Consider the following 11,460-nt stretch of genomic DNA (forward strand, 5'->3'; position numbering starts at 1 on the left):
CCCGCGTGGCTGAGTCGGAAACCACCAAGTCCGAGGCGACGAATACGGGCGCGTTGTGGGGCGGCCGGTTCGCCGGCGGCCCCGCGGACGCCCTCGCTGCGCTGAGCAAGTCCACACACTTCGACTGGCGGCTGGCCCGCTACGACATCGCCGGGTCCAAGGCGCACGCCCGCGTGCTGCACAAGGCCGGGCTGCTGGACGACGCCGAACTCGAGGGCATGCTTGCCGCCCTGACCCGGCTGGATGAGGATGTCGCCTCCGGCGCCTACCTGCCCGCGGAGTCGGATGAGGATGTGCACGGTTCGCTGGAGCGCGGCCTGATCGAGCGCGCCGGCACCCAGCTCGGCGGCAAGCTCCGCGCCGGCCGGTCCCGCAACGACCAGGTGGCCACGCTGGGCCGGATGTTCCTGCGCGACCACGCCCGGATCATCGCCCGCGGCGTGCTCGCCACGATCGATGCACTGGTGGAGCAGGCCAAGGCGCACCAGGGGGTGGCCATGCCGGGCCGCACCCACCTGCAGCACGCCCAGCCGGTCCTGCTCAGCCACCACCTGCTGGCCCACGCCTGGGCTTTGCTGCGCGACGTGCAGCGGCTCCAGGACTGGGACAAGCGCGCCGGCGTTTCGCCGTACGGTTCGGGTGCCCTGGCGGGCTCCTCGCTCGGCCTGGACCCGGAAGCCGTGGCCGCGGACCTGGGCTTCTACTCCGCGACCCACAACTCGATCGACGGCACCGCCTCCCGCGACGTCTTCGCCGAGTTCGCCTGGATCACGGCCATGATCGGCGTGGACCTCTCCCGTGTGTCGGAGGAAGTCATCCTGTGGGCCACGAAGGAGTTCTCGTTCGTGACCCTGCACGATTCCTACTCCACCGGCTCCTCGATCATGCCGCAGAAGAAGAACCCGGACGTTGCGGAACTGGCACGCGGAAAGGCCGGCCGGCTGATCGGCAACCTGACCGGGCTGCTGGCCACCTTGAAAGGCCTGCCGCTCGCGTACAACCGCGACCTGCAGGAGGACAAGGAACCGGTCTTCGACGCCGCCGACACCCTGGAAGTCCTGCTTCCGGCTGTCTCCGGCATGATCGCGACCCTGAAGTTCAACACCGAACGGATGGAATCGCTGGCCCCGCAGGGCTTCGCGCTGGCCACGGACATCGCCGAATGGCTGGTCCGGCAGGGCGTGCCGTTCCGCGAGGCGCATGAGCTCTCCGGCGCCGCCGTCAAGCAGGCGGAAAGCCGCGGCGTCGAACTCTGGGACCTGACGGACGAGGAATACGCCGCCATCTCGGAGCACCTGACACCGGAGGTCCGCACGGTCCTGTCCACCGAGGGCTCGCTCAACAGCCGGAACTCGCAGGGCGGCACCGCGCCGGCCGCCGTCGAGCGCCAGTTGCTGGCCCTCGAGGGCGAGCTCGCCGGCGTCCGCGAGTACGCGGGCTAGCACTACACGCTCCCTCACCTCTGGCCGCGTTTTCGCCGACGCTCCTGCACTGACTGCAGGAGCGTTGGCGGATTTGCTGCCAAAGGCGAGGGAGCGTCGTGCATTTGCCGGGGGGGCCCAGTCGGCGGGGCCCCGTCGCGGCGTTTAAGGTGAGTGCATGAGCGAATCCTTCCGCCAGTACCTGCGTGCCCTGCCCGATTTCCCGGACGAGCTGCCGGACTTCGACCTGGCCTCGGCCCCCGCGGATCCCGCCGAGCTCTTCCGGCTGTGGCTGGACGAGGCGTTGCGCGCCGGCGTGCCGCAGCCCAACGCCTGCAGCCTGGCCACAGCCGACGAACACGGCAGACCGTCATCCCGGATGCTGATCCTCAAAGACATCGACGACGACGGCTGGCACTTCGCCACGTCCCGCACCTCCCGGAAGGGCCAGGAACTCTCGGCGAATCCGCACGCGGCCCTGAATTTCTTCTGGCAACAGCAGGGCCGGCAGGTCCGCGTCGCCGGCAGCGTAGTTGAGCTCTCCCCGGAAGCGTCAGCGTCCGACTGGCACGCCCGGCCCGGTGCGGACGGCAGCGCGAATCCCACCTGGCAGCTGTACGCCATCCGCCCCCGCGAGATCGAGTTCTGGCAGGCCCGGCATGACCGCAGGCACATCCGCCACCGCTACGGCCAGGAGTCTTTCAGTTAATCCGGATTTATCCAGAGCCCTCGGCTAGGATGATCGCCATGACCGCAATCACCCCGGAAGAACTCCTGGAAGAACTCCGCCGCGCCGCCGGCGTCGTGACCGGAATCGCCGCCAGCCTCAGCGAGGAGGACGTGAGAGCCCCCTCGGAGCTGCCGGGCTGGACCCGGGGCCACGTGCTGGCCCACATCTGCGGCATCGCCAACGCGATGGCCCGCCAGCTCGAATTCGCTGCCCAAGGGGAGAGCATCGAGCTCTACGACGGCGGCTACGAGGGCCGGACCCGCGCCATCGAGATGGCCGCCGGGCACACCATCGAGGAACACCGGGCCGATGTGGACGCCGCCCTGGACCGGGCGCTGCGTGCCTTTGGAGCGCTGGACGACGCCGGCTGGCAGACCCCCATCAGCTACCGCGGAGGAGTCGTCTTCGACGGCGGCCTGGCGCTCTGGCGCGAACTGGTCATCCACGCGACTGACCTCGGCGCGGGCCGTGGCCCGGAAACGTGGAGCCGGCCGTTCTGCGAGGAGCTCTTCACTTTCCTGGCCGCCCGGGTGCCGGAAGGGCAGCGGTTCGTGCTCCAGCCGCTGGGCCTGCCCGCGGTGTCCCTGGGCACCCCCGGCGGACGGTCGACGGCAATCAACGGGATGCTGACCGATATCGCGGCCTGGCTCGCCGGACGCACGCCGACCCTTGGCAGCCTGCGCGCCACCGCGGCGGCCGACGGCGTGGATCTCCCGGAGCTGCTGCCGTGGCCCGCCGGGGTGCCCGCCACCCGCTGACACCGCCGCCGAGGTGGGACGTCGCGCCCATGCCCTGGCGGAACCTGGGCGCGGAAACCTTACCCCTGTGCGGTCTGGAGCAGCGCCTGCTGACGTTCCCGGTCCAGCAGGCTTTCCTTGATGGCCAGACCCCAGCGGAAGCCGCCCAGACTGCCGTCGGTGCGGATCACCCGGTGGCAGGGCACAAAGAGCGCCGCCGCGTTGAAGGCGCAGGCGCTTGCCGCGGCGCGGACGGCTTTCGCATTTCCGGAGAGCGCGGCGTACTCGGTGTAAGTCACGGGGTGTCCCGGCGCGACGGTCCGGAGGATGTCCCAGGCGTGGCCCCGGAACGGGCCGGACTTCTGCACCACCGGCACGCCCATGGCCGGCCCCGGATTCCCGGCATAGAACTCGTCCACGGCCCCGGAAATGGCGCCGAGCCCGGCGACAGTTTCGAAATCCTCCGGCAGCAGGTCCGCGTGGATCTGCCCGGTCAGTTCACCCGGGACTGCCGTCCAGCCGGAGGCAAGGACGGCCCCGTCCCGGGCAATGATGGTGAACGGACCGTCCGGGGTGGACATGGTCAACAGTTGGGCTTTCATGATGTCGCTTTCTTCGGGGTGGGGGACGCGGCGCGCGCTGGCCTGGTCCGGACGGCGGACTGTGCTGCCGCGGCCGCGCGCCAGAGGTGCATGGCGGCGTAGGAGCGCCAGGGACTGAGCTCACGGAAGTCAGGACTCAGGGGCGTTTCGGGGGCCGGGGCGGCGCCGGCCGTGGCGGCGGCCAGCGAGCGGATGCCGTTGCGCACGGCGGCGTCGTTGGCCAGGAAAACATCCGGGGCGCCGATCACGCGCATGGCCACATAGCCCACCGTCCACGGCCCGACGCCGGCGAGCGGCAGCAGCTTGGCCTCCAGCCCGGGCAGGTCGTCGCCATAGCCGAAATCGAGCTCACCGGAGGACATCGCCGCGGCAGCACCGCGGACCGAGTCGATGCGGCGCTGCGGGCCGCGAAGGAGTTCAAAGCCGGTCTCCGCGATCTGCGTTGCCGTGGGGAACAGCCGGTGCAGCCCGTCTGCCGGAACCAGGCACTCACTCCCGGACGCGGACAGCTGGACGAGGGCGGTCCGGGCGGCGGCGACGGTGATCTGCTGCCCGATCATGGCCCGGACCAGCAGCTCCTGCGGGTCCACTGCACCCGGCATCCTGATGCCGGGCGTGGCAGCAATGCTGGCGGCCAGGCGGGGATCGGACCCCAGCGCGCCGTCGATGGCGACCGGGTCGGCGTCGAGATCCAGCAACCGGCGGACCCGGCTAAGCAGGGACGGCAGGTCCCGGAGGTCGACTGCGCCGATGGTCAGCACCAGCGGACGTCCGGGCGCTCCGGCGTCGTAGTCCACCCGGAAACGGGCGTCGCCGTGCGCCAGGCGCATGGTCCGGGCGTAGGAAGTGGACGAGCCTTCCTCGATACCGGGGATGGCCCGGACTGCGAGGAAATCGAAGACCCCCGGATCGAACGGTTCGCGGTAGGGCAGGTTCAGCGTCAGGGCCGTCGATGCCACAGCGGCCACCGCGGGCGTGCGGTGGTGCCGCGCGGTGGCCCGCAGCGCCGAGGGGGTCATGGCGAAGACCTCGCCGATGGTCTCGTTGAACTGGCGGACGCTGCTGAAGCCTGCAGCGAAGGCAATGTCGGCGGCTTTCATCGTTGTGGAGACCAGCAGGGTGCGGGCGGTCTGCGCCCGGCTTGCCCTCGCCAGCGACAGCGGTCCCGCGCCGAGCTCGTGGCTCAGGATCCGGTTGAGCTGCCGCGAGGAGTACCCCAGCCGGGCAGCGAGCCCTTCCACGCCGTCGCGGTTGATCACGCCGTCGTTGATGAGCCGCATGGCCCGTCCCGCGACGTCCGAGCGCAGGTTCCAGGCCGGCGTGCCGGGCACGGCCTCGGGCAGGCAGCGCTTGCAGGCCCGGTAACCGGCGTCGTGCGCGGCAGCGGACGTTTCGTAGAAGGTGACATTGCCCGCCTTGGGGGTCCTGGCCGGGCAGGACGGCCGGCAATAGATGCCCGTGGTGCGGACGGCAGTGTAGAACTGCCCGTCGAACCGGGTATCGCGGGCGTCGATTGCCCGGTAGCGCTGCCAGAAGTCCATGACCTCATCCTGCCAGCTTCCCGGAACTGCTGCTAGCGGAAATCGGACACGGCCGTGAAGGGAGAGGTGAGCCGTTTGTTAAAGTCGGAGCATGACTGATGCAACCCCCGCCGGCGTACCCGTTGTCGGACACGCAGCGGGACTCGCTGCCGGCGGGCGGCCCGAGGAACTGCGGAAGCTCCTGTCCCGGGACGCCCGGCAGGTGGCGCCGGAGCTGCTCGGTGCGGTGCTGACGCATGAGGGGCGCGACGGCCCGGTGTCCGTGCGGATCACCGAGGTGGAGGCCTACCTGGGCCCGCACGATTCATTGCACCCGGACCCCGGCTCGCACACGTTCCGGGGCGCCACGGCCCGCAACGCGGTGATGTTCGGCCCGGCAGGCCACCTGTATGTCTACTTCACGTACGGCATGCATCACTGCGCCAACATCGTCTGCGGGCCCGAGGGGGTGGCGTCCGCCGTGCTGCTGCGGGCAGGCGAGATTGTCGCCGGGGAGTCCCTGGCGCTCAAGCGCCGGCCGACGTCGAAAGCGTCCAAGGACCTGGCGAGCGGCCCGGCCCGGCTTGCCACCGCGCTGGGCATCACGACGGCGGACAGCGGCCGGGACGCGCTCCTGGCCCCGTTCCGGCTGGAGCTGCCGGCCGTCCAGGCAGTGGATGTCTTGTCAGGACCCCGTGTTGGCGTCTCCGGCGCCGGGGGTACCGATGACTACCCCTGGCGCTTCTGGCTCAGCGGTGACCCGACTGTCTCCCGCTACAAAGCGGCGAAAGTCCGCCTGAAATAGCGGACCGGCCGGGGCAGTTGCCCGGGCGTGGCGGTCCTGGTGATTCCCACGGTCCGGCAACGGGGGGAGGATGAGGTCTTATGGGTGAGGGCAAGCGCGGAAAGCCACGCAGCGAGCTCGAAAGGCTCCAGATCTTTGCGGCGCTGGCCGCCGACTACTTCCGGATGGTCGAGCTGTTCGAGCCGGAAAGCGGGCCGGTCACGCCGGATTCCCCCGAGGGGGAGCGCCGGCAGTGGGTGGAACTCTTCCGGGCGGCCTTGCTCCGCAAATTCATCGTCCGTGATGAACACGTTTCCCTCAAGCTCGTGGTGCGGGCCCTCCGCCTGTGCAACCACACCGCCGACCGGAAGCTCACGGACGGGGCGGCCGCCGTAGCCGGTCTGTTTACCGCGGAGATGGTCCAGGGCCGTCAGCATGACGTGCCGGAACCAGCGCCGCCTGACGACCGCGACGTTTTTGAGGACGTTCTCTACGGCCGGCTCCTGCACGGTGACGCCGACCGGTTCCGCCGCTCGGAATGGGCGAATGACTCCCGCCGTCTGAGTGCGGCGGCCGCCCTGCGCTTCGACGCGGAGCACGCGCTCCGAAAGGCGCTCGACGTCGTCAGCTACGGCCTCGCGCAGGACCTCCTCCGTTCTCCCGCCGCACCGGTCGACGGGGCGGAAGTTGAGGGGTCCGAAATCGAGGGGCCGATGACCAGACCCGGTGACGAGGCCCGGTCACTAGATCCGATCGCCGGTCCCGAGGCCTAACCCGCAGAACGTGGTGGCGGGGCCAGCAAGTAGGGTTGACGGGTGAATCAAAGCGAGCTGCACCCGACCACTATGGCCACGAACGAGACCACCGCGCCGGTGGACCAGCTGATCAGCAGCCTGTGCGCCACCATCCCCGATTACCCCAAACCCGGCATCGTCTTCAAGGACCTGACCCCCGTCTTCGCCGATGCCGCGGCCCTGAGGGCTGTGGTGGACGCACTGGTGGAGCCGTTCAAGGGCCAGTTCGACGCCGTCGCAGGGGTGGAGGCCCGTGGCTTCCTGCTGGCAGCGGCCGCGGCCTACGCCACGGACACCGGTGTCATCACCGTCCGCAAAGCCGGCAAGCTGCCGCGCGAAGTGGTTTCCGAGGACTACGCCCTCGAATACGGCAGCGCCACCCTGGAACTGCACACCACGGACCTCGCACCCGGCAGCCGCGTCCTGATCCTCGACGACGTCCTTGCGACGGGCGGCACGCTCGGCGCCGCCGCCCGGTTGTTCGAACGCTGCGGCATCCACGTGGCCGGGGTGGGCGTGGTCATGGAACTTGAAGGACTCGGCGGACGCCCGGCCCTGGACGGCCACCGGGTCCACTCCCTCCTGCGCCTGTAGCCCTGTCACCGTTGCGGCGAGACCGGAGGGGCCCCTGACCTCAGTCCCTGATGGACGATTCCGCGGGCCTCGGTAGACTGCCTGCAAAAAGCTGACATGTGCTGCTGGGGAGACCGAAATGGTTGTAGAATGGTTGGTCTGTCTTTTTCGATAGGGGAACGTTCGATGCACGACGCTGATTTGGCCCATGAACGCGACTATGTAGCTGGACTTTACGCCCGGCTGGATGAGCTGCGGGCGGAAAAGCGCGCCCAGCTGGCGCAGGTACGGCGTGCCGGTGCGGTGGGCACCATGCAGAACGTTTCCGAGAGGGACGCGTTCGCGGCACTGTACGAAGACCGCCTGGCGCAGCTCGACGCCGTCGACGACCGGCTCGTGTTCGGCCGCCTTGACCTGGACTCGGGGGAGGCCCAGTACATCGGCCGCATCGGCCTGACCACCGACGACCTGCAGCGCCTCATGCTGGACTGGCGCGCTCCGGAAGCCGGGCACTTCTACCAGGCCACGGCGTTTGACCGGCAGGGTGTGCGCCGCCGCCGCCACCTCATCCTGCAGGGCCGCGAGGTCAAGGCGATCGAGGATGACGTGCTCGACGCCGACATGCTCGCCGACAACGACTCCCTCCAGGGTGAGGGCGCCCTGCTGGCAGCCCTGAACTCCAAGCGGACCGGACGGATGTCCGACATTGTCGGGACCATCCAGTCCGAACAGGACCGGATCATCCGCTCGTCGATCTCCGGCGCCCTGGTGGTACAGGGCGGTCCCGGCACCGGCAAGACCGCCGTGGCGCTGCACCGCGCCGCCTACCTGCTCTACACCCACCGCGACCGGCTCAAGACCGCAGGCGTCCTGCTGGTGGGGCCATCGTCGTCGTTCATGAAATACATCGAGCGCGTCCTGCCGTCGCTCGGCGAAACCGGCGTTGTCATGGCAAGCGTCGGCCGGCTGATGCCGGGCATCCACGCCATCGCAGAGCCTGAAGCCGACGTCGCGGCGATCAAGGGCAGGCTGGACATGGCCGAAGTCGTGGCGAACGCCGTGGCCAACCGGCAGCGCATCCCGGCTGCCAACCGCATCCTCGAAGTGGACGGGCGCAAACTCGTCCTGACGCCCCGGCAGGTCCGCCGCGCCAGGGACCGGGCCCGCTCCACCGGCAAGCCGCACAACGAGGCCCGTGTGTCGTTCGTCAAGATCCTGCTGCGCGAACTGACGGAGCAGATGACGGAGCTGGTGGAAGCCGGCAGCATCGGCAACAACGCCGACCGCTCCTACCTCGCCGAGGACGTCCGCTCCGCCCGGGACGTCCGCATCGCCTTGAATCTGTGCTGGATGCCGATGACCCCGGAGAAGCTCATCGGTGAACTCCTCAGCAGGCCGGCGATCCTGGAGGCCTGCACCCCCATGCTCAGCCCGGCCGAACGTGAATTGCTGCTCCGGCCCGCCGATGCCCCGTGGACCGAAGCGGACGTGCCGCTGCTGGACGAGGCCGCCGAACTGCTCGGCGAGCTTGATGCGGCGGCCGGCAGGGGACTGGCCCAGCAGGAAAACGACCGTGCCCGCGATCTGGCCAACGCCAAGCAGACGCTGGTCAACATGGAGACGGCGGGCGTGGACGTCCTGGTGTCCGCGGAAGAACTCGTGGACCAGAACCAGGAACGCGAAGCCAGGCTCACCGCCGCCGAGCGCGCCACGACGGACCGCAGCTGGGCGTTCGGGCACATTGTGGTGGACGAGGCCCAGGAACTCTCGCCGATGCAGTGGCGTCTGCTGGTGCGCCGCTGCCCGCTGAAGTCCTTCACCATCGTGGGCGACATCGCCCAGACGAGCTCAGTGGCCGGTGCCAATTCCTGGCACAGCGCCCTGGCGCCCATGTTTGGCGACCGCTGGCAGCTTGAGGAACTCACCGTGAACTACCGCACGCCGTCGCAGATCGCGGAAGCGGCCGCACGGATGGCCAACGCGGCAGGACTGGTTGTCTCCGCGCCGAAGGCCGTCCGCGAAGGCCGCTGGGCTCCGGTGATCGACCGCGTCGAGCCCGGCCAGATCATCAACAAGCTCGTCGAGGTCCTGCCGGAGGAGCTCGCATCGCTTGAAGGCGGCCTGCTGGCCGTCATCGCCGACGGCGAGCTCCTCCCGGAGGCGACCGCCGCGCTGCGCGCTGTCTACGGCCGCCGCGTCGGCACGGATGCCGGCAGCTACGTGCAGGACATCGTGGTGATCAGTCCCCGCGAGGCCAAGGGCCTGGAGTTCGACGGCGTTGTGGTGCTGGAGCCGTCCGCGATGCTGAACCACGAGCACGGCCGCGTGGGTGACCTCTATGTGGCCATGACCCGCCCCACCCAGCGGCTGCGGCTCATCGCCGCCGCCGACGTGCCTGCCGGCATCGAAGACTGAGTACTGCCTGCCGTGTCGGGGCGCAGGGGGCGGCCCGGTTCGGGGGAGCGCGCGACGGCGGCGGCAGGCCGCCGTCGTGCCGCTGCCGGCGCTGGGCCGCCGGACGGTCACACGCGCTGAGCGGGCCCTGATCCTGCTAACTTAGATTCCGTGTCCCAGCTAAATGATCTACGTTCCCAGCAGAATGACCCCAGCTTCGCCAACGTCTGGCAGGAGCTGAAATGGCGCGGCCTGGTCCACGTCTCAACGGATGAGGCGGAGCTTGAGAAACTGCTCGCCGGCGATCCCGCCACCTATTACTGCGGCTTCGATCCCACCGCGCCGAGCCTGCACCTGGGAAACCTGGTCCAGTTGCTGCTGATGCGCCGGATCCAGCTGGCCGGCCACAAGCCCCTCGGGCTGGTGGGCGGCTCCACCGGACTGATCGGCGATCCCCGGCAGACCGCCGAGCGGGTGCTGAACACTCCGGAGACCGTTGCCGAGTGGGTCGGCAAACTGCAGGAGCAGGTCCAGCGCTTCCTCAGTTTCGACGGCGACAACGCGGCCCGGATGGTCAACAACCTGGACTGGACCGCGCCGCTGAGCGCCATCGACTTCCTGCGCGGCATCGGCAAGCACTTCCGGGTCGGCACCATGATCAAGAAGGACATCGTCGCCAACCGGCTGAATTCAGACGAGGGCATCAGCTACACGGAGTTCAGCTACCAGATCCTGCAGGGGATGGACTACCTTCAGCTATTCCGCGACTACGGCTGTGTCCTGCAGACCGGCGGGTCGGACCAGTGGGGCAACCTCACCAGTGGCACCGACCTCATCCGCAAAGTCGAGGGCAAGCATGTCCACGCGCTGGGTACACCGCTCATCACCAATTCCGACGGCACAAAGTTCGGTAAGAGCGAGGGCAACGCCATCTGGCTGGATCCGGAGATGTGCAGCCCGTACGCCTTCTACCAGTTCTGGCTTAACACCGCCGACAGCGACGTCGTGGCACGTCTGAAGGTGTTCACGTTCCTGAGCCGTGCAGAGATCGAGGCGTTGGAGGCCGCGGTGGCTGAGCGGCCGTTCGCACGCGAGGGACAGCGGAAGCTCGCGTACGAGGTGACGTCCCTGGTCCACGGCGTGGACGCCACCGAGAAGGTGATTGCCGCCTCCGCCGCGCTGTTCGGCAACGGTGACCTGAGCGTCCTCGACGAGGCCACGCTTAGGGCTGCGACGTCCGAGCTGCCGTCCGCCACTGTGGACGCCGGCGGCCTGGGCATCATCGAACTGCTGGTGGCAACCGGCCTGTCGGAGAGCAAATCCGCCGCCCGCCGGACAGTGGGGGAGGGCGGAGCATACGTGAACAACGCCAAAGTTGCGGATCCGGAGGCCGTCATCGAGCCCGGCCAGCTGCTGCACGGACGCTACCTCCTGTTGCGCCGGGGAAAGAAGAATCTGGCAACGGTCGAAGTCACCGCGGCCTAGCCCGAACACCCGCGCGTCATCTGCACGCTCCTCCCGGATCCAGTTGCAAGGTCGGGGAGGAGCGTGTATTGTTTTCTGAGTCGCCACCGAAGAGTGGCGGCCAACCCCAACAAAAATAGAGAAGCAATTCTTCTAGCACTTTCTGCTCCCCTGGAGCATGTGGTGCAGAAATGAAAGATTGCTTCCAATTTTGCTGGGCGGATTCGCTCCACCGGGTGAAATTCAGATGAAAAACTGGATTTGCAAAGTGGATATGAATGAAATAAGCTTGAAATATCGCAGCGAAGGAAAAGCGAAACAAAGGAATTCAATTACATTGAATTGTTTCGGGTAGTAATTCGAATGTGTCTGTTGTTTGAGAACTCAATAGTGTGCCAAGTTTGTTGATACCAATTTATTGTATTGAATTGGTTGAATTTG

At 68.3% G+C, this 11,460-nt stretch carries 10 protein-coding genes; 8 read left to right on the forward strand and 2 right to left on the reverse strand.

Translation table 11 applies throughout. The features are described from left to right. Nucleotides 1–5 precede the first annotated feature (5 nt). The 3 genes from argH (at nucleotide 6) to AC6EUH_RS06255 (ending at nucleotide 2,909) form a co-directional block, all read left to right on the forward strand. Nucleotides 6–1,442, forward strand: coding sequence for an argininosuccinate lyase (argH, locus tag AC6EUH_RS06245; protein ID WP_499738097.1), 1,437 nt, complete (start codon nucleotides 6–8; stop codon nucleotides 1,440–1,442). Between the two features lie 157 nt (nucleotides 1,443–1,599). Then, nucleotides 1,600–2,130, forward strand: a complete 531-nt coding sequence (locus AC6EUH_RS06250; protein WP_499738098.1) for a pyridoxine/pyridoxamine 5'-phosphate oxidase — start codon at nucleotides 1,600–1,602, stop codon at nucleotides 2,128–2,130. Between the two features lie 38 nt (nucleotides 2,131–2,168). After that, nucleotides 2,169–2,909 carry a maleylpyruvate isomerase family mycothiol-dependent enzyme gene (locus tag AC6EUH_RS06255; RefSeq protein WP_499738099.1) on the forward strand — a complete coding sequence of 247 codons (741 nt, stop codon included), beginning with the start codon at nucleotides 2,169–2,171 and terminating at the stop codon, nucleotides 2,907–2,909. Nucleotides 2,910–2,968: 59 nt separating this feature from the next. Here AC6EUH_RS06255 and AC6EUH_RS06260 read toward each other — a convergent pair whose 3' ends face one another. Together AC6EUH_RS06260 and AC6EUH_RS06265 are read right to left on the reverse strand one after the other, a co-directional pair. Further along, on the reverse strand, nucleotides 2,969–3,490 hold the full coding sequence (locus AC6EUH_RS06260; RefSeq protein ID WP_499738100.1) for a methylated-DNA--[protein]-cysteine S-methyltransferase: 522 nt from the start codon (nucleotides 3,488–3,490) through the stop codon (nucleotides 2,969–2,971). Continuing rightward, entirely contained in the window at nucleotides 3,487–5,031 is a 1,545-nt protein-coding gene (locus AC6EUH_RS06265) for an AlkA N-terminal domain-containing protein (protein ID WP_499738101.1), read from the reverse strand. The genes AC6EUH_RS06260 and AC6EUH_RS06265 overlap by 4 nt, the downstream gene beginning before the upstream one ends. Nucleotides 5,032–5,122: 91 nt before the next feature. Here AC6EUH_RS06265 and AC6EUH_RS06270 point away from each other — a divergent pair, with 91 nt between their 5' ends. The 5 genes from AC6EUH_RS06270 (at nucleotide 5,123) to tyrS (ending at nucleotide 11,040) form a co-directional block, all read left to right on the forward strand. Continuing rightward, a complete protein-coding gene (locus AC6EUH_RS06270) occupies nucleotides 5,123–5,815 on the forward strand; it encodes a DNA-3-methyladenine glycosylase (RefSeq protein WP_499738102.1) in 693 nt (230 codons plus the stop codon). An 80-nt stretch (nucleotides 5,816–5,895) separates the two neighbouring features. Further along, nucleotides 5,896–6,567 carry a hypothetical protein gene (locus AC6EUH_RS06275; protein ID WP_499738103.1) on the forward strand — a complete coding sequence of 224 codons (672 nt, stop codon included), beginning with the start codon at nucleotides 5,896–5,898 and terminating at the stop codon, nucleotides 6,565–6,567. A gap of 72 nt (nucleotides 6,568–6,639) precedes the next feature. Beyond that, entirely contained in the window at nucleotides 6,640–7,182 is a 543-nt protein-coding gene (locus tag AC6EUH_RS06280) for an adenine phosphoribosyltransferase (protein ID WP_499738112.1), read from the forward strand. A gap of 165 nt (nucleotides 7,183–7,347) precedes the next feature. Next, nucleotides 7,348–9,576 (forward strand): HelD family protein, encoded by a 2,229-nt coding sequence (locus AC6EUH_RS06285; RefSeq protein WP_056432256.1) that lies wholly within the window; start codon nucleotides 7,348–7,350, stop codon nucleotides 9,574–9,576. 150 nt (nucleotides 9,577–9,726) lie between these two features. Continuing rightward, nucleotides 9,727–11,040, forward strand: a complete 1,314-nt coding sequence (tyrS, locus tag AC6EUH_RS06290) for a tyrosine--tRNA ligase (protein WP_056432253.1) — start codon at nucleotides 9,727–9,729, stop codon at nucleotides 11,038–11,040. Nucleotides 11,041–11,460 lie beyond the last annotated feature (420 nt).

The organism is Arthrobacter sp. 001422645 (assembly GCF_059816125.1).